The 17,373-nt window shown below is 72.3% G+C and carries 18 protein-coding genes; 13 read left to right on the top strand and 5 right to left on the bottom strand.

Features of this window, described 5'->3' with window-relative positions; translation table 11 throughout:
- Positions 1-40 precede the first annotated feature (40 nt).
- The 8 genes from ACGFXC_RS36180 to ACGFXC_RS36145 all read left to right on the top strand — a co-directional run bounded on the left by ACGFXC_RS36180 (position 41) and on the right by ACGFXC_RS36145 (position 7,700).
- Entirely contained in the window at positions 41-451 is a 411-nt protein-coding gene (locus tag ACGFXC_RS36180; protein ID WP_393719178.1) for a hypothetical protein, read from the top strand.
- Positions 452-554: 103 nt separating this feature from the next.
- The gene (locus ACGFXC_RS36175) at positions 555-1,445 is read left to right on the top strand and encodes an SDR family oxidoreductase (protein ID WP_393719177.1); all 891 of its coding nucleotides are present in this window, start codon (positions 555-557) and stop codon (positions 1,443-1,445) included.
- Positions 1,446-1,767: 322 nt separating this feature from the next.
- On the top strand, positions 1,768-2,838 hold the full coding sequence (locus ACGFXC_RS36170) for an aromatic acid exporter family protein (RefSeq protein WP_393719176.1): 1,071 nt from the start codon (positions 1,768-1,770) through the stop codon (positions 2,836-2,838).
- A 408-nt stretch (positions 2,839-3,246) separates the two neighbouring features.
- Positions 3,247-3,696: an SRPBCC family protein gene (locus ACGFXC_RS36165; protein ID WP_393719175.1), complete on the top strand. Its 450-nt coding sequence runs from the start codon at positions 3,247-3,249 to the stop codon at positions 3,694-3,696.
- 1,621 nt (positions 3,697-5,317) lie between these two features.
- Positions 5,318-5,575, top strand: coding sequence for a hypothetical protein (locus ACGFXC_RS36160; protein WP_393719174.1), 258 nt, complete (start codon positions 5,318-5,320; stop codon positions 5,573-5,575).
- A gap of 645 nt (positions 5,576-6,220) precedes the next feature.
- Positions 6,221-6,685, top strand: a complete 465-nt coding sequence (locus ACGFXC_RS36155; protein WP_393719173.1) for a hypothetical protein — start codon at positions 6,221-6,223, stop codon at positions 6,683-6,685.
- A 313-nt stretch (positions 6,686-6,998) separates the two neighbouring features.
- Entirely contained in the window at positions 6,999-7,292 is a 294-nt protein-coding gene (locus tag ACGFXC_RS36150; protein WP_393719172.1) for a Tn3 family transposase, read from the top strand.
- Positions 7,293-7,406: 114 nt separating this feature from the next.
- A complete protein-coding gene (locus ACGFXC_RS36145; protein WP_393719171.1) occupies positions 7,407-7,700 on the top strand; it encodes a PadR family transcriptional regulator in 294 nt (97 codons plus the stop codon).
- A gap of 12 nt (positions 7,701-7,712) precedes the next feature.
- On the opposite strand, the gene ACGFXC_RS36140 is transcribed toward ACGFXC_RS36145, so the two are convergent.
- Both ACGFXC_RS36140 and ACGFXC_RS36135 read right to left on the bottom strand, forming a co-directional pair.
- Positions 7,713-8,981, bottom strand: a complete 1,269-nt coding sequence (locus ACGFXC_RS36140; RefSeq protein WP_393719170.1) for an APC family permease — start codon at positions 8,979-8,981, stop codon at positions 7,713-7,715.
- A gap of 1,954 nt (positions 8,982-10,935) precedes the next feature.
- Complete coding sequence (locus tag ACGFXC_RS36135) at positions 10,936-11,151, bottom strand: hypothetical protein (RefSeq protein ID WP_393719169.1); 216 nt, start codon at positions 11,149-11,151, stop codon at positions 10,936-10,938.
- Positions 11,152-11,413: 262 nt separating this feature from the next.
- On the opposite strand from ACGFXC_RS36135, the gene ACGFXC_RS36130 reads away from it, so the two are divergent.
- Positions 11,414-12,208, top strand: coding sequence for a dienelactone hydrolase family protein (locus tag ACGFXC_RS36130; RefSeq protein WP_393719168.1), 795 nt, complete (start codon positions 11,414-11,416; stop codon positions 12,206-12,208).
- 409 nt (positions 12,209-12,617) lie between these two features.
- Here ACGFXC_RS36130 and ACGFXC_RS36125 read toward each other — a convergent pair whose 3' ends face one another.
- Both ACGFXC_RS36125 and ACGFXC_RS36120 read right to left on the bottom strand, forming a co-directional pair.
- Positions 12,618-13,133 (bottom strand): NPCBM/NEW2 domain-containing protein, encoded by a 516-nt coding sequence (locus ACGFXC_RS36125; RefSeq protein ID WP_393719167.1) that lies wholly within the window; start codon positions 13,131-13,133, stop codon positions 12,618-12,620.
- 722 nt (positions 13,134-13,855) lie between these two features.
- Positions 13,856-14,257 (bottom strand): STAS domain-containing protein, encoded by a 402-nt coding sequence (locus tag ACGFXC_RS36120; protein WP_393719166.1) that lies wholly within the window; start codon positions 14,255-14,257, stop codon positions 13,856-13,858.
- A 436-nt stretch (positions 14,258-14,693) separates the two neighbouring features.
- Between ACGFXC_RS36120 and ACGFXC_RS36115 the strand changes: the two genes are divergently transcribed.
- Entirely contained in the window at positions 14,694-15,014 is a 321-nt protein-coding gene (locus ACGFXC_RS36115; RefSeq protein WP_393719165.1) for an STAS domain-containing protein, read from the top strand.
- Positions 15,015-15,136: 122 nt separating this feature from the next.
- On the opposite strand, the gene ACGFXC_RS36110 is transcribed toward ACGFXC_RS36115, so the two are convergent.
- On the bottom strand, positions 15,137-15,307 hold the full coding sequence (locus tag ACGFXC_RS36110; RefSeq protein WP_393719164.1) for a hypothetical protein: 171 nt from the start codon (positions 15,305-15,307) through the stop codon (positions 15,137-15,139).
- A 573-nt stretch (positions 15,308-15,880) separates the two neighbouring features.
- Here ACGFXC_RS36110 and ACGFXC_RS36105 point away from each other — a divergent pair.
- From ACGFXC_RS36105 to ACGFXC_RS36095, 3 genes are all read left to right on the top strand, one after another.
- A complete protein-coding gene (locus tag ACGFXC_RS36105) occupies positions 15,881-16,222 on the top strand; it encodes an STAS domain-containing protein (RefSeq protein ID WP_393719163.1) in 342 nt (113 codons plus the stop codon).
- 390 nt (positions 16,223-16,612) lie between these two features.
- Complete coding sequence (locus ACGFXC_RS36100; RefSeq protein WP_393719162.1) at positions 16,613-16,975, top strand: hypothetical protein; 363 nt, start codon at positions 16,613-16,615, stop codon at positions 16,973-16,975.
- Positions 16,976-17,074: 99 nt separating this feature from the next.
- On the top strand, positions 17,075-17,212 hold the full coding sequence (locus ACGFXC_RS36095) for a hypothetical protein (protein ID WP_393719161.1): 138 nt from the start codon (positions 17,075-17,077) through the stop codon (positions 17,210-17,212).
- Positions 17,213-17,373: the final 161 nt, after the last annotated feature.

The following is a 17,373-nucleotide window of genomic DNA, read 5'->3' as shown; positions in this document are numbered from 1 at the left end:
TTGGGTTCCCCAGAGCCGTGTGCCGGACCACAGGAGAGCCATGAACCACGATGTTGCCGTCGATGAAAGCTGCATCGCTGCGTTCCGAGACCTGAGGGGGAAACGGGAGGTCAACGCAGTGGTCTACCTCGTCACCGAAGGCACAGACAGCGATGTCCTTGCCGTTGGAGAGAAAGGGAATCTCACCTATGAAGAGCTTCTGCGGGCGCTGCCCGCCGACAAGCCGCGTCTGGCCCTCTACGATCTTCCGTTCGCCACCCCGGACGGAACACGACACCACCGGATCGTGTCCATCTGCTGGATCCCGGCCGCGACCGACGACGGGGTGAAATCCGCATACAGGCACGCTCAGACCGCCCTGGCCGAAGCGGTGGACGCCGAACAGATGACCGTCGTCGCGACCACCCCGTCGGAACTGGAGTACCACCACCTCACCTCGCGGGCCCAATGAGGACGTGCCTCGTGGTGTTCTCGGGGATTTCAGGGGTAGCCGCAACGTGTGCCGGTCCGCGCGCCGAGCGTCCTACGGGCGCGGTGATCCAGCGGGAGGACCTATGTCACGCGCGACAGACCGTACGCCGCTGAGCGGCCGCGTCGCCGTCGTGACGGGCGCCGCCCGAGGGCTCGGCGCCGCCACGGCCCGAGAGCTCGACCGACGAGGCGCGCGCGTGGCCCTGCTCGGACTTGAACCGCAGGAGCTCGCCGAGGTCGCCGCCTCACTGCGCCACGAGGCCGCCTGGTGCCGTACGGACGTCACCGACGACGCCGCGATGGCGGCCGCGGCCACGCACGTCGCCGCCCGGCTCGGGCCCGCATCCGTCGTCGTGGCCAACGCCGGCATCGCCGAGGGCGGCCCCTTCGCCCAATCCGACCCCGCCACCTGGCGACGCGTCATCGAGGTCAACCTCATCGGCAGCGCGACGACCGCCCGCGCCTTCCTTCCCGCCCTACTCGCCACCGGCGGCACGTACCTCCAGGTCACCTCACTGGCCGCGATGGGCACCTCCCCGCTGATGAGCGCCTACTGCGCCTCCAAAGCGGGCGCCGAGTCCTTCGCCCATGCCCTGCGCGCCGAACTCGCCCACGAGGGAGTCGCAGTCGCCATCGCCTACCTGAACTGGATCGACACCGACATGACCCGCGACAGTGACCAGCACGCGGTCCTGCGCGAATTGCGCGCCCACATGCCCCGCCCCGCCCGCAAGGTCTACCCGGCCGCATACGCGGCCGCGCGCCTGGTCACCGCCGTCGAACGCCGCCAGGCGTCCGTCTACGTGCCCGCCTGGCTACGGGCCGTCCAGCCGGTACGGGCACTCCTCCCTCCGATCGTGACGCGCATCGCCCGCACCGAGCTGCCGCGGATCGCCCGGACGGCACCGTTCGAGGCCACGGGCATGCTCGGCGCCGGGGGCCTCGCGGATCAAGACGCCCGCGACACGCACTGAGGCACGCTCGCCGGCCGACACGCCCCACCCAGGCACCCGCCACCAGAAAGTTGGTCGCGGCCATCCTGAGCACGGAAGCATCTCGCGGACGCTGCCCCTCGACGGCAGCGAAGGGGCAGAGCAGTCGAAGTCCCGGACCAGACCCGCCCGACGGGCGCGTGAGCACCGCTGCCGGATACGCCGCCATCGAGACAGCCCAGCCTGCACTCGTACGCGTGGCTCCTTCATGCGGGGGCAGGTGTCTGCCTGGAGGTGGCATATGCCCGTTGGGGGCCGTGTATGGCAGGCGATCAGGACAAGGGGAGGGGAGGGCCTTCGGTTTGTGGGACGCGGGCTGCGCTCCCCGGGCAGCGAGCGGGACGATTTGGTCCTCGGCGTCAAGAGCGTGCTGGCGGCGACCGTCGCCTGGGTACTCGCACGCCACCTGCTTCCTCACACCGTGTCCACGTTCGCCCCCTTCACCGCCCTTCTGGCGCTCCAGGCGACGGTCTACCGGTCCCTGCGGGACTGCGCGCAGTACCTGACCGCGATGACGGTCGGGGCCGCGCTGGCGGCGTCCCTGGCCGCCGTGGCCGGCATCCACGGCTGGGTCTTCGGCCTGCTGACCCTCCTGGCGCTGGCCGCGGGCCGGTTCCGCCCGCTGGGGGCGCACGGAACCCAGGTCGCCATCGTCGGCTTCTTCGCCTACTCCTCCGGGCTCGGGCAGATCGACTACATCGGCCACCTCACCGCATCCGTCGCCCTGGGAGCCGCCTGCGGGATCGCCGCTCACCTCGCCCTCGCCCCCGCCCGGCACACCCTGCACCGCCAGGAGGCCGTTACGGAGCTCTTCACCGGCATCGAGGGCCGCATGGGCGAACTCGCCGACGCGCTCGAAGCCGGCGAACCCGACGCCGACCGGGTACACCGCCTGCGCAGCGAGTGGCGGCACCTGTCATCCGAAGCCGACCGCATCCGGCACGCGATCGACACCGAGATCGAGAACAGCCGCCTCAACCCCCGCCCCAGCATCGAAGACTCCGCCAACGCCCTCGTCCGGGCCCGCGCGACGCTCGACACCGCCCAACGCTGCCAGGACCACCTCCGCTCCGCCGGCCGCAGCCTCGACCACGCCATCGCCAGCGGAGAACTCTCCGCCCTGACAGACCCGTTCCGCGCCGCATACGCGGCACTCCTGCGCACAGCGGCGACCGCGTTGCACCACATCGGCCAACTGGACCGCACCGACCCGCAACAGCTGAACCACATCCTCGACCAGGCCCGCACCGAACTCGACCGCATCCGCGCGCACGCGTGGAGAGCCGACGGCAGCCACTCGGACGTGGCCGCACTCCAGGGCACCCTGCTCACCGACGCCGGACGTCTCCTCGAAGAACTGCGCCCCACCAGCTGACGCGCTTGCCTTCTTGGGGCCGAGGACGGGCTGCCATGCAGGCCGCAGGCTGGCGGACCAACTGTGCCCGAGCCCGGCCTGATCCCGCACCCGGCCGGCCCCTAGAGCTCAACGGCATCTTCACGCCCCGGGTGGCCGCGCACGAACCGACGTGCACGACGGCGGCTCTGACGAGCCGACCAGGACGAATCCAGGTGCCTTCCGTGCCCCGGCCCGGCGCGGAGAGGGGGCGGGTACAGACCCGCCTCTTCGGCTGTCAGCTGCCGGCCTTCTGGGATGGGCGCGTTTGCCTCGTGCGTCTGTTCGGGGGTCATGGATGCGGGCTGTGAGGGCAGGGGCGCCGTCAGGGGAAGGTCTCCCCGGTACGGCCGGGCCGCCGCCCGGCCGGCGAAGAGGAAGGACATGCCCGTGTCGAAGGTCGAAGAGTCCATCGAGGTCGACGTCCCCGTGCGTACCGCCTACAACCAGTGGACGCAGTTCGAGTCGTTCCCCCACTTCATGGACGGTGTGGAGCGGATCGAGCAGCGCGGCGACACGCTCACGCATTGGGTGACGAAGTTCGGCGGGGTGGACCGGGAGTTCGATGCGGAGATCACCGAGCAGATTCCCGACGAGCGCGTCGCCTGGACGACCGTCGGCGGCGAGGTCAAGCAGGCAGGCGTGGTGACCTTCCACCACCTGGCGGACAACAAGTCGAAGGTGATGCTCCAGCTCGACTACGACCCCGAGGGCTTCGCGGAGAACGTCGGGGACAAGCTCGGCTTCGTCAAGCGGCAGATCACAGGCGACCTGAAGCGTTTCAAGGAGTACATCGAGGAGCGCGGACGCGAGACCGGCGCCTGGCGCGGCGACGTCTGACCCCGCCCCCACCGGCCTGAAGGCGGTGGCGGCCGGCTCGGGCCCGGACGGTCTTCTTGACGCCGCGCGCGGCGAACCGATGACACTCCTCGCCGTACGGCGCCGGGGCCGTGACACCCTGCCGGGGAGGTAGCCGGCCCTGGCTCGGTCTGGGCGCTGCCCTGATCGCCGGCGCGGGCGGCCACCGCCGGCGAACCGCAGGCTGAGTGGGCGGGGCCCCGTCACCGAGTTCCGCCGGGCCCGGCCGGGCGGGCGGGGGAGGTCCCATCCGTGCTCGGTCGCCGCCCAGGCGGGCCCAACCGGCGTCTGCCCGGGCATCTGGCGGGCCGGGGCGGGAGCCTGCTGGGACCCCGGGTTCGGTGCGAGGCAGGCGGCCGCCGCTTTTGCGGTTTGTGGCGGGAGTAGTGCTGGATGCCGTCGACTTCGATCACGGCGCGGGCCCAGTGGTTCATGAGCAGTAGGAAATCCATCCACTGGCGTGCGAGTGCAGTCTGCCCGTGCCGCTCCGCCACGGTGTACGGGTCGTAGCGCAGGTAGACCTGAGGGATCAGCGCGGGGACGTCGAATCCGAGCTTGACGTAGGTGTCGAAGACCAGCTCCTCGGCACCGTTACCGCAGAGCGATCGGCGCAGCCGGCCGTGCAGCTCCCGACGCGAGTGATCAGGCGTCGTGGGTGCCTCGGACCGACGACTCGCCCACCAATCTGCCAGGTCCGCCCACCTGACTCCGTGCTCGCCCAGAGGCCGGTCGTACACGAGGCAATACTCTCGTTCTCGACGATCCGGATCGCGTTGCCGATGCGGGCGGGAGCCGGGCGGGAGCGGGGCAGGCGGGAGCGGGGCCGCCGCAGCCGGGCAGGCGGCTGCGCCGCGGTGACGAGCGCGTCAGCGCGCGGTCGGGTCCGCGCCCGCGCCCCAGCTGGCGGCGGTCGGGGGAGCGGGCTGAGGGTCCAGTGCCCCGGGCCCGTTCCTGCTGTGCCTCTGGTGTCGCCGGACCGGGGTCGGGCCGTACGGTCCGGGCCCGCGCCTGGGCTGGGGAGGCCCGCCCGGGCTGGTGCTCGTGGTTGAGCTGGAGCTCGTAAGCGGGTTGATGCCCGGGCCCCAGCCCAGGCGCGGGCCCGAGCGCGGGCGCGGGAACCCGGCGGGTTGTGCCCGGGTTGGAGCTCGTACTCGGGCCCGGGCTGGCGTCGGCGCTCGGGGGCGGGGGCTCGCACGGGCGGCCTGGGTGCGTTCCGGAACGCGTTCCGACGAGCCGACACCAAGTCCGGCTCACGCCGGGAGCCGGTGCCGCAATATGGCCGGGCCGCCGTAGACGGGCGGGCGGCCGCGCCTCGGTGAGGAGAGGCCAGTGCGCGGTCGGGCGTGGGCCCGTGCCGGGCTGGCGGCGGTTGGGGGAGCGGGTGAGGGCCCAGGCGCCCGCGCCGGCCGTCCCGGTGGCCCCGCTCCGGCCGTGCCCGGGCTGGAATCCGCACTGGCTCGGGTGGATGTCCGGGCCCGGGCTGCTCGTAGGCGGGCTGGGGCTGGAGTCGGTGTCGGCTCGCGCCTGGCCTTTGTCGGCACCCCACCGGGTGGGCTTCGCCATGTGTCTCCCCGCTTGCGGCCGGTACAGCTACCGTCCCGTCATGCAGACGCCGTTCGTGACGGATCCCGACCATCCGGTGTGCGTGACCTGCCCGGCCCGACGGCTCCCGCGGGCCGCGTTCGTCGTCTACGACCGGCCTTCGCGTGAGTGTCCCTTCGACCCGGCGGACGGATACCGCTACACCGCCGACCGCGCTCCGGCCTGCGTCCACCCCCACAGACTCGGCGTGGACGCGGACCGCACCGCACCCGAGGCCGACGCCAGTACTGCCCCAGACGGGAAGCCGCGTCATCGCTGACCACGAGCCCCTGGCATTCCGGCGTCCACGGCGCTGTCCCCGGGGTCACCCACATGCGTTATCCGGTGCGGCGGCCACCGAATCGGTATGGGAGGGTGCTGGGGGAAGCGGTGAGGAAGACGTGTTCCTCGCGTGGGGCCCGGCCCTGGTCTGTGGCCGGTTGGCCGGGCCCTGTCACGCGTGGTCGGCTGTTGGATGGTTGACCCTGTCGGGCGGTGGTTTCTCGTTTGCGTGTTGTACCCGGGCTGGGTCGGCGGGCGGGTATCCGTGGGCGCCTGTCCGGGATGGCTCTCCGGGTCGCATGCCGGCCTCGTCGGCCGGTGCTCCTTGGTCTGCCAGGGGCGTGGTCTGCGGTTCGGGGGCCGGTTGCTCCGCGTTGCTGGCTTCGTCGCGTTCGTCTTTTACTGCGGGTGTCCTCCAAACGAGATGGGGCAGGGTTGCCTGCCGTCCTGGTGTCCTCCCTGCGATCGCGGCGGCATGTGGGGCGTGGCGGAGGTGAGGGAGCAGGGGGTCGCGCGGGTTTTGGAGATGCGGGCACACGGGTGTGCATGACAACTGTCATGTCGCATCGGTGATCGCAGCCCCTGCCGGGCAGCGGGCTCCCCGGGACACAGTGGAGTCCGACCGTACGATCTCGGGGGAAACATGAAGCTGTTCGGCACCAAGAGCACCATCAGTGAAACCGTCGACGCCACCGAGCTGGCTCCGGGCGATTACCGGCTGCCGGTCTGGTTCTTCGCGTTCGAGGGGGTGTTGGCGGCTGCCTTCGACATCCTCAAGGCGTTCCCCGGCGCCTGGCCCGTGCTGCTGGTCCTCCTGGCCGTGAACATCGGCATCTCCCTGACGCTGATGCGCCGCCGCATCAAGCTCGCCAAGGCCCTGTGGCACGGCAAGGACACCCGCAAGATCGCCCTCGGGCTGATCGTGCTTCGGGTCGGCAGCCACTTCGCCTTCAATGCCCTGGGCCTGGCCGTCACCTCCACCGTCGGTCACCTGCTCTTCGCCCTGGTGATGGCGGCCAGCACAGTCGGCCTGCTCGCCTACTCCCAGAGCACCGCCATTCGCGCAATCACCCGAAGCCGCACCCTCGAACCGCAGCGGGCGGCCTGACCTACCGGGCGACGCACCTGTCCCTGCTGACGCAGCGGGCAAAGCGGACGTCCGGCCAGGTGGCGGGGTCGTCGCACCGGCGCCACACGCCTGGGGCGGGAGCGCGGCGCCGCGGCCGGCGAGGCCCCACCACTGGGCGATCTGGTTCCGTCGCAGGTGCGCGGGCCTGCTCCGGCCCGTGTCCCGTTCCGGTCTGCCCTGTTCGTAACAGGGCTCGCAGATCAGGAAGCGGGCGGCTTTGTGGCCGCGGCCCTGCCGCACGAGGCCGTTGACGAGATAGGCATTACCGCCGGCCAGCCCGGTGCCGCACATCATGCAGGGCCGGGAACCCTCACTCAACGCCCTGCTCACGAACGCGGTGATCTTCCACAACGCCCTGGACATCGCCGAGATTGTCCACCAGCTGCTGGAGGAGGGATGGGAGATCGACCCGGAGGACCTGGCGCACATCCCGCCGTACCTGACCGAGCACATCAACCGGTTCGGCGAGTACTCCACGCACGAATTCGGCATCCAGCCCGACGCGTACGACCCCAAGCTCGACGTCGACTTCACCCCGCTGCGCGAGCAGGACCTGGCCGCCGCGGGCCCCGGCCAGGCCGCCTGACCGGCCGCCTGCTCGCGGGCCGTGGCGGGCGGTCCGTCACCGGGCGCCCGTAGTATCGAGGTCCGATATCGGATTCGTCATCTTGGGTGGCGGTCAGGGAGGCGGTGGACGCCGGTGAGGGAGTTCCAGCGGGGCGCGGTGCGGCTGCACATCCTGCGCCACGCGGCCGAGGAGGAGATCCACGGTGCGTGGATGGCCCAGGAACTGGCCGGCCACGGCTACCAGATCAGTCCCGGCACGCTGTATCCGACGCTGCACCGGCTGGAGTCGGACGGACTGCTCGTCTCCGAGCAATGGGTGGTCGACGGCCGTACCCGCCGCGTATACCGGGCCACCGAGGCCGGGAAGGCGGCGCTGGCGGAGCTTGCCCGCGAGGTCCTGCCCGCCGACGACCGGCCCCGCCCGTAGCCGGACGGCCCGTCAGGCGCGGGAGGCGAGGGCTTTGCGCAGCCCGTAGGCGGCGCCACCGGCCGCGATCACCGCGGCGCCGGCCAGTACAGAGGCCGCGGGCAGGGCGAAGGCCAGGACCAGGCAGCCCGCGGTGCCGACGACCGGCACGATCTGTGCGGGGCGGCCCTCGGCGGGGGTAAGCGTCCGGGCGGAGGCGTTGGCGATGGCGTAGTAGGCCAGCACCCCGAAGGAGGAGAAGCCGATCGCGCCGCGCACGTCCGTGGTGGCGGCCAGCACCGCGACGACCGCGCCGACCGTGAGTTCGGCGCGGTGCGGCACCTTGAAGCGGGGGTGGACGGCGGCCAGCGCGTGGGGCAGGTGCCGGTCGCGGGCCATCGCCAAGGTGGTGCGCGAGACCCCGAGGATCAGCGCCAGCAGTGACCCGGTCGCGGCGACGGCCGCCCCGACCCGCACCACCGGCGCCAAGCTCGGAACCCCGGCGGCGCGTACAGCCTCGGCCAGCGGGGCGGCACTGTGGGCGAGCCGCTCGGGCCCGAGCACCACGAGCACGGCGACGGCGACGGCTGCGTAGACGACTAGCGTGATGCCCAGCGCGAGGGGAATGGCGCGTGGGATGGTCCGCTTCGGGTCGCGGACCTCCTCGCCCAGGGTGGCGATGCGCGCGTACCCGGCAAACGCGAAGAACAGCAGCCCGGCCGCCTGGAGCACGCCGCCGAAGGTAGCGTCCGTCCCGACGTCCAGCCGCGCGGCCTGCGCCGTGCCGCCGGTCAGGCAGGCGGTGACCACCGCCGCGAGCACCGCCAGGACGACCGCGACGATCCCACGGGTCAGCCAGGCGGACTTCTGCACACCGACGCAGTTCACCGCGGTCAGTGCCACCACCGCGGCGACCGCCACGGCGTGCGCCTGGCCCGGCCACACGTACGAGCCGACAGTCAGGGCCATCGCCGCGCAGGAGGCGGTCTTGCCGACCACGAAGCCCCAGCCGGCCAGGTAGCCCCAGAAGTCCCCGAGCCGCTCACGCCCGTAGACATAGGTGCCACCGGACTGCGGGTAGCGCGCGGCCAGCCGGGCGGAGGAGGTGGCGTTGCAGTACGCCACCACCGCGGCCAGCGCCAGGCCCAGCATCAGCCCCGACCCCGCCGCACCGGCCGCCGGCGCGAGCGCGGCGAAGATGCCCGCGCCGATCATCGATCCGAGTCCGATCACCACCGCGTCGAAGACGCCCAGGTGCCGCTTCAGTTCCCCCGCTTCGGCAGATGCCGCCGACGTACCCACCGCTCGCTCCTCAACCACGGCCACAACCGCTAACGGCCCCCGATATCGGCGCACGATATAGGAACAGGGTGTCGGGCAGCCGACCACGCTGCCGCTGTCGCGGTAAATGCCGGATTTACTGCGGCGGAGCCCCTACCGTGATCATCGAGATCTTCGAAGAGAACACCCGGCTCCTGGCCAACCCCCTCGCCTCACCCGACGACATCGAGGACCTGGACGGCTGGACGCTCCACCGGCTCCGGCACAGCGCCCTGACACACGACGCCGAGGGCGGCACCTCCACGCCGAGGCTGCTGGCCCGCTCCCGCCACGCTTCCGTCCGCTCCCTGGAGCGGTACGCCCGCCCCGGCGTCGACTCGGTCGCCCGGCACGTCGCAGAGCGCGACCCCGCCGCCCGCCACCGCAGGTGCGTCCTAGCGCTCAGGGCTTCAAGATCATCCCGTTGCCCCTTTGGCTCGTATCTCGGTCACACCCCGTACTCGCGCCCGGGCTGGAGCCCGCGGCCGGGGGAGTGTTCGCGTCCGGGCTGGAGCTCGTACTCGTGCCCGGGCTGGGGTCGGTGTTCGGGGGTGGGGGCTCGCATAGCGGGCTGGGTGTGTTCCGGAAGGTCGGTGGCGGTTTCAGGCCGGTTGGGTTGTGGTCGTGGCTGGGAGGGATGATGGGGGGCGCCAAGGTGGGTGTTCACCTTTGGCCTGGGGTTCGGGGGATGTGTATGAGGGTGCAAGGGAAGGTGTGGGAGACGGAGGAGAAGCTGCGGGAGATCGGCGCGGATTACCTCCAGGAGGTCGCCGCCCTTCGCCGGCAGGCAGCCGCCGCCGCTGAGGAGTCCCCTGAGGCGGCGGCGCATGGCCGAGGACGTCGTGGCCTTGGCGCTCGCCGTGTGCGTGGGAGGGCAGGCCGCGACCGGCAGCCGGACGTTTCCGCCCGCGTGCTAACACGGCCCTGCACGCCCTGCACGCCCTGCACGCCCTGCACGCCCTGCACGCCCTGCACGCCCTGCACGCCCTGCACGCCCTGCACGCCCTGCACGCCCTGACGCGCCCGCCCTCCGCCCGGCCGCGCCCGCCTCCCGCACCCGTGTCTGTCCGGCGGCGGCCCCCGCTCCCGCTCCACCATCTTGGCCGCCGTCGTGCCCCGGCAGCTGGCGCGGGCGGAAGCCGCGGTCCCCGCGCACCGGCGGCAGGCGCTGCTGGCCAAGGGCGCGGGGCGCCGGCTGCGGGGAGCCGAGCGGGCGGGACCTGGTGCCGTAATACGGCCGGGCCGCCGGTAGCCAGGCAGGCGGCCGCGCCGCGGTGACGAGCGGTCAGCGCGTGGTCGGGCCCGGGCTGGCGGCGGCCGGGGGGCCAGTGCCCCGGGCCCGCTCCTGCTGGACCTCTAGTGCCGCCGGGCCGGCCGGGCCGTACCGTCCGGGCCCGCGCCTGGGCTGGTGCTCGTGAGCTGGAGCTCGTAAGCGGGTTGATGCTCGGGCTCGGGCTGGAGTCCAGCCCGAGCCCGGGCACGGGAACCCGGCGGGTTGATGCCCGGTCTGGAGCTCGTACTCGGGCCCGGGCTGGTGTGGGTGCTCGGGGCGGGGGTTCGCACGGCGGGCTGGGTGTGTTCCGGAAGGGGCCCCGGCCCAGCCCGGCACCGAGTCCGGTCCGCGCCCGCAGTTGCTTGGCGTTCCTCCGGCCGGGCTAGGGCCGCCACCCGCCGTCCGCTGCCTGTTGCCCGTGCGGGGTGCATTCCCCAGTCCTGCTGGGCCCGCTCGGCCTGGCTGTTGGCCCGGGCGGTGCGGGCGGGAGTCGTGCGGGCGGGAGTCGTGCGGGTTGCGGCTGCGCCCGCGGTGACGAGGAGTCAGCGCGCGGTCAGGTCCGTGCCCGCGCCCCAGCTGGCGGCGGTCGGGGGAGCGGGGTGACGGCCCAAGTCCCCGAACCCGCTACTGCTGTGCCTCTGGTGCCGCCGGGCCGGCCGGGCCTTACCTTCCTGGCCCGTGCCCGGGCTGGGGCCCCGCGTCCGGGCCGGAGTCCGCGCGTGGGTGCGGGTTGGAGTCCGTGCCGAGCTGGAGCTTGCGTCCGGGCTGGCGCTCGTACTCGCGCCGGGGCTGGAGCCCTGGCCGTCTGAGGGCCTCGGCCCGCAGATCACACACCTCGCGCGTCACGATGCCGTCGTTGGTGATGAGGGTGATCGGCACGGCGGACCGCCCCCATCACGTCGCGGTGGTGGGGGCCGGTGCGGTCGACGGGCACCCGGTCCTGCTCTTCACTCGGCGGCAGCACGCTGCAACCCCGCGAACGCCCCCCGCACCGCGGCAGGTCTCGCGGCGCTGCCCGCTGCATCGGCGCCCTTGGCTGCCCGGAGTGCGAGACGCGCCCGTCCCTTCCGCGCGGCCCATGGCAAGGTTATGCCCTGGATGCCGTGACGGTAACGGTGATCAAACTACGGGGAGTTGGGACATGGCGCACGTCATTACCACAGAGCAGGTCGACATCGACGCTTACGTCGAGGGGGACGGCAGCACGGGAGGCGGGGGAGGCGGTTCTTCCATGGGCGTCTACCTGGCCCGCCCGGCAGCGGCGGGAGACTATCCGGTCGTCCTGGTCGGTGCCGAACTCTGGGGCGTGACCGACGACGTGCGTGCCGTCGTCCGGCGGGTAGCCGAGCTCGGATACGTGGCGATCGCTCCGAACCTCTATCACCGGGCCGGCCCCGAGACGTCCACCGGTATGGCTCAGACCGAGGCCAACCGGCAGCACGGCTTCGCCCTGATCGAGGGGCTGACGCGCGGTGAGGTTGAAGCTGACCTGCGCGCGGCCCTCTCCTACGCCCGTACCTATGCCGGCGGTTCGGACAAGACCGGGATGCTGGGTTTCAGTCTGGGCGGACACATTGCGTACTTCGCGGCCACCCGTCTCGGCCTCGACGCCGCGGCGGTCTTCTTCCCGGGCTGGGTCACCGAGGCGGGCACCGCGCTGAGCCGTCCGGAGGCGTTGCTGGAGTCGACCACACGCATTGCCGGTCACGGTACCCGGGTACGGATGTTCTTCGCGGAACTCGACCACGTCATCGACGCGGACCAGCGCAAGCGAATCGAGGAGGCGCTGGTCTCCACCGGTGTGCGGCACGAGGTGTACGTGTATCCGGACGCCCAGCACGCATTCTTCTTCCCCGGCCCCGCCACGTACAGCCAGGAGGCGGCCGAGGACTCGTGGCAGCGCGTGGAAGAGCTGTTCGCCGCCGAGCTGCGCTGACTCCGACCGCCGGGCCTCGGCGCGGATCCGAGCTCAGGGCCGCCCGCAGCGCTGCGTCCCGCAGGCCAAGGAAGTCTGCGGCGGCCTCGGCGCTGGCCTGCAGCGTCGTTGCGTCTCCTGCTGCTCGGTGACGAGGCGTCGAGCTGGAAGCGGTGGTCGGCCTGGGCCGCGCCGGGCTGGAGCATGGCGAAGCCTCCAGCCAGCTTCGCCCAGCTCCTGGAACCGGTGGCCTGCGATACTGCAGGCCGCGGCAGGAGCCGGGCGGAGGCGCGACGCTGCCATTGCTCGGGTGCGAGAACGAACGCCTCCGCCTTGTTCGGTGGGTGAGTGGGGCGGGCGGCGGTCGGTTGCTGACGGGCGTGTTGGCGTGGTGTGCGCGGATTGGCAGGGGCCGACCACGCTTCGGCCTTTACCGTGCCTTGGCGAGGACGGGATCGATCCACACTCCGCGGCCCAGTTGATCCCCGTAGGTGCAGCCGTCGATTCCCAGGCTGATGCGGTAGGCGCCGCTCACGTCCAGGGTCACGGTTTCCACCGAGTCCCCGGGGCTCATGGTCAGCTCCTTCTTGCGGGCGCCCTCCACGTCGATGTACAGGGTGATCGTGTGCCCCGAAGGGGTGTCGTCGCTGACGCCGACACGAGTGGTCAGTGTCGTGTACTGGCGGTCCAGCTGCCAGGTGTGCTTGCCGCACAGTCCGCTCAGCGCAGTGGGGTAAGAGCGGGTGTCGACCTTCTGCCCCCCTTTTGCGTAGTCGCCGTCCACCTCGACGGGAAGCAGATCACGAACGAGCGAGAACGGTCCGGTACCGGATGCGGGAGGTGACGACGCTCCACTGCCGGTGGGCCCCAGGGACGGAGCGGGCCCGGCGCGGTCCGGGGAGGCGGTGACGGTGACGGTGGCTGTCGCCGTGACCGTCTGGGTCACGGTTCTGGCCGTCGGTGAGTCCACGAAAGTGGGAAGGCCGAGAAACCCGAGTATGAGACCGAACACGGCGGTGATCGCCGACACCAGGGCTGCCAGCTCCCCTAACCTCCTTGGCGGCGTGGGAGAGACAGGGATGCCTTCCCGCCCCGCTGGAGCAGGAAGGGGACCGTGTCCCGGTGGCGGCCCCACGGGCGGAGGAGGTCCTACCGGCTCAGGTGGTACGGCTGCACTCACTGCTTCCCCCGCATCTCGGCTGTATCGCCGTCATTCGCCTACGTCTGGCATGTTCACGCGGTGTGCAGCGGTATTCAACGGCATCGGACCATCTGCCACCAGGTGCCCACTGGTGCTTTCAGGCGATCACCCCGTGCTCTCCCGCTTGCTGTCCCACGCGTCGTCGACGAGCCAGCACCTGACCTCCCACGTCGACCGCACCTTCCTCTACCGCCACCGCGACCTCCTGAGCCAGGTACACCGCCAGGCCGCCGACCCGGAGTCAGCCGAGCCTCTCTCCAAGCCGACCTCGATCCTGTGTACGAAAGCACGCGGCGCCCGTGCCTGGAGGCGGTGCTCGCGCTGAAGTCCGTACTTCGGCTGGCACCCCTACGCAGGAGCCCGTGTTCAGGCTGGAGCCGTCCCCGGGCCGGAGCTGCAGCTCGGGCTGGCTGCGCAGCTGGCGGACGAGCACGTGCTGCCGACCCGCAGGGGCCAACCCGCCGGGTCTAGGCGAGGGGCTGCCAGCTGTCCGCGAAATCGTGGCCTCCACAGGCGGCTTGTGCCCTGTCGTGGAGCAGTCGGCGGAAGCCGGGGGCCGCGTAGCGCTCTGCGGCAGGGGAGCCAGGGATCCCGGCGAGCTCGGCGAGGTACCGCTGGGGCTGGGTTTGCCAGCCGGTGACCAGCATGCGCAGGCCCAGGATCTCCGCGCGACGGTGGACCTCAAGAAGGGCGAGGAGTCCTTGGGCGTTCATGAAGCGGACGGCGCGCAGGTCCACGAGCAGGTCCCGCACATCCAGGGGGATGCCATCCAGGACCTCGTCCAGCACGTGACCGCCGTGTCCGTCGAGTTCACCGCTCGCCGTGATCAAGGCGGAGTTTCCGTATGGCTGGACGTCGACAGCGATCACAGAATCCTCCCGAGGCCGTCCGTCATCCGGCGGTGCACGTTCCCATCTTGGAGGGCCCCATTCCGGTGCAGGGCGAGGCTCGCTGAAGGGTGGGGCCCGGGGGGCCTTGATTCGGCCGGAGCCGGTGACCGGTTGGCTCCGCTCGTTCTGGAGAGGCGAACCCGGCTCCCGCCTCGTCGAGCGTGCTCGCGCGCGGCAGAGCCTTGCTCCGGCACCTCCTTCGAGAGGAGACGACGGCCTGCCGCCCGTGCTGCACTGCGGCAGGCCAGCGGACGGCGCACGGGGCAGCGGGCCCTCTCGGGCGGTCTCGCCAGCTCTCGCCCGGTTCCGGGGCCCGGGGTGGTGGCTGGTGGGATGCTGTCCGGCTGGGTTGCCTGGGGCGTACGGTCGGGGGTATCAGGCGACCGCCCGATCGGTGTGATGGGTGGGAGGCGTGATGGGGGAGCTGCCGCAGGTGGTGGTGCGTGTGGAGCCGGACGGTACGGCGGTGGTGGTGTGCTCGGGCGAGTTCGACATCGACACCGGGGGCACCCTGGCACGCGCCTGCGCGGGCGACGCAGCGGACGCGAAGGTCCTCATCGTGGACCTGGGCCTGGTGACCTTCGGGGACTCCTCGTTCCTCAACGAGCTGCTCAGGGTACGCAGGCAGCGTCCGGTGATCTTGGCGGGCCCGATTCCGGCTCAGTTCCGCAAGGTGCTGGAGATGACCGGGGCACTGGCCCTCTTCGACGTCCGCGAAGACCCACGCCGCGCCTGACGGCCGCAGGCTCATGCCGGAGCCAGCTGGCGGGGTGGGGCGCCGGTGCCCGCCCGAGTCTGAACCCTCTCCGCCGTGCAGGTCCGAGGCCGCCGCCCGCGCGGGGGAGCTGGAACTCGCGGTCAGGGACTGCCATCGCTGCCCGGGTGCAGGGGCTGTACTGGTGAGGAGGGGGCGGCCACGCTGTTGCGGGGAGGGGGGGCGTCGTGGGGGAACAAGAAGTGTTCCCACCGGTCGAGTCCGAAGGGCATCAGCGGCAGCGCCGCGACCAGGAGCAGCACGATCACGACCATCAAACCTCCGGATGCAGCGGCACACCACGGGATGCGCGGGCAGAGGCGTCGCCCCCAGCCTGACCCGAACGGGTGACCGCCGCCCGCCCACCCCGTCCCACGCTGCGCCATTCGAGTGATGAGCGCCTGCACCGTGCCGGCGCCCGCACGCCGTCGGTCTCTCCCCCCGCCCGGGCTGATCCCGCCCAGCGCCTGCCCGCCGCCTGCCGGGCCCGGCCTGCTGCGCCCCTGCGGGGCCGCGGCTCCCGCTCCTGCAACGCCCCCGGTCTCCAGCTTGGCGCCGTTCCGGCCTGGGCGGCCCGCAGGGCTGCTCCCCTTGGGCGGAGGAAGTCTGCGACGGCTTCAGCACCAGCCTGCCGGCGGAGCGTGGCGCCCGGGGGAGCTCGGCGCGGGCGGGGTCCCTGAGACTGCTGGGGCGATGCCCCACACGCTGCCCCCGCCTTCCCGGCTGGTCGGCCCGGTGCTCTCCTGCCCTGGTACAGGGCCTGGGGAATCGCCGTAGAGCACCCAGCCGTGTGTGGGAGGGGTATGGATGGCGCAGGATGAGGCCAGAGGTATGGACCAGTGGGGTCCGTGGGCAGGAAGGGCGGGGTGCTGGCGATGGAGCCGCGGGTGACGGTGGTGTCCGGTGAGGACGGCGTGTGCGTGATCGTGTGCGTGGGGGAGTTCGACATGGACTCGGCGGGCCTGCTGCCGGAGGCGGCCGCGAGCGCGGAGTGCCTGTCCGGCTCGCTGGTGGTGATCGATGTGTCCGGGGTGGAGTTCGCGGATTCGTCGTTCCTGAGCCAGCTCCTCCACGTGAACAGCTCGCGCCGGGTGGTGTTGCGGGGCCCGCTGCCCGGCCAGCTGGCGCGGCTCTTGGAGATGACCGGCGCGCAAGGCCTGTTCGAGGTCCGGGACGCCCCGGCGGGGTGACGGCTTCGGGTGCCGGTCACCCCGCGGGGTGGGGGCTGTTCCCGAGGGTGTCGGTCCGGGCAGGGCGTCCACCCTCGGGAGCGCCGCGCGACTGCGGATGGACGCCCGGCGCGGCAGGGGGGTCAACGCGGCGGCTCCCGGTTGGTCACGCTCGGCCCGGCTGAGGGTTGACGCCCGGGCGGGAGGCGCGGGGGGCTGGTGGGGTGAAGGGTGTCACCCGGGCGGTGCCGGTGCGGGGCCGGCTGGCCGGGGGCGTGGGACGGTGCGTGCGGGATGCCGATACGGCGAGGTGCCGGTACTTCCACGCAGACGGCCCGGCCGGTGCCCGGAAAGCCACCAACCCGGCCGGGCCCTGCCAACAGCGAAAGCCGGCAGCAGAGGCGGGGCGACGTGGTGCTGGTGGAGCCGATGCTCGCGCAGGCCGCCGAGAGCATCCCGCCCGCCCACGTCCTCGCCGCCGGGGTGGCCTACGAGCAGAAGTTCGACGGGCACCGTGCCCTGCTCTTCACCCCCACCACCGCGGGCGGGCGGGTACTGCTCCAGACCCGCCGCGGCGCGCTCGCGCAGGACCGGTCCCCGGCACCGGTGACGGGCTCCCGCTTCGGTATCGGGCAGACCCTGTTCGACACCGGCCGCCGGGCGCGCGGCGACGTCGTCGGTCTCAACCCCTCCCCGCTGGTCGTGCGCCTGGCGGATGACGCCGGGTTCCAGTGGATCGCCCGGGCAGTCGACTGCGCTCCGGCCCGTCCGTAGCCGGCCGACCGTGACGCGGACGGCGGCGGGGTGGTCACCCCGCCGGGGCGGGTTCCGCTCGACGTTCCGCCCACAGAACTGCGGGTCGGGGACCAGGTGGTGAGCGGCGGGCGCCTGGTCGCCATCGCGGATCTGCGCTACCGCCACGGCGGCACCCGCACGATGATCCTGCACGACGGCCGGGTTGCCGCAGGGGGGCGCACGGTGCGGGTCTACCGCTCGCGCACCGGGTCCTAGAGGGGGGCGGGCGGCTTCGGTGCGCAGGCCGGTGGGAGTCTTTGTCGCGGCGGGCAGGCCGACCCCTCGGGCCGTCCCCCCTACCTGCGGATCGGCGCAGGCCTGGTCAGGACGGCGCGGCAGTAGGGTGGTGGGCGTGCACTACTACAGCGTCAGCGAAG

Source organism: Streptomyces sp. NPDC048507 (genome assembly GCF_043199995.1).
In the GTDB taxonomy this organism is placed as follows: Bacteria; Actinomycetota; Actinomycetes; order Streptomycetales; family Streptomycetaceae; genus Streptomyces.
The sequence above is the reverse complement of the archived record's forward strand: the minus strand, read 5'-3'. Positions and strand labels throughout refer to the sequence as shown.

What these genes read in the sequence shown, in the direction of transcription:
- ACGFXC_RS36150 (WP_393719172.1), top strand. Translation starts at nt 6,999, where the DNA reads ATGCAGGGCCGGGAACCCTCACTCAACGCCCTGCTCACGAACGCGGTG.
- ACGFXC_RS36155 (WP_393719173.1), top strand. Translation starts at nt 6,221, where the DNA reads ATGAAGCTGTTCGGCACCAAGAGCACCATCAGTGAAACCGTCGACGCC.
- ACGFXC_RS36130 (WP_393719168.1), top strand. Translation starts at nt 11,414, where the DNA reads ATGGCGCACGTCATTACCACAGAGCAGGTCGACATCGACGCTTACGTC.
- ACGFXC_RS36160 (WP_393719174.1), top strand. Translation starts at nt 5,318, where the DNA reads ATGCAGACGCCGTTCGTGACGGATCCCGACCATCCGGTGTGCGTGACC.
- ACGFXC_RS36115 (WP_393719165.1), top strand. Translation starts at nt 14,694, where the DNA reads ATGGGGGAGCTGCCGCAGGTGGTGGTGCGTGTGGAGCCGGACGGTACG.
- ACGFXC_RS36175 (WP_393719177.1), top strand. Translation starts at nt 555, where the DNA reads ATGTCACGCGCGACAGACCGTACGCCGCTGAGCGGCCGCGTCGCCGTC.
- ACGFXC_RS36110 (WP_393719164.1), bottom strand. Translation starts at nt 15,307, where the DNA reads ATGGTCGTGATCGTGCTGCTCCTGGTCGCGGCGCTGCCGCTGATGCCC.
- ACGFXC_RS36180 (WP_393719178.1), top strand. Translation starts at nt 41, where the DNA reads ATGAACCACGATGTTGCCGTCGATGAAAGCTGCATCGCTGCGTTCCGA.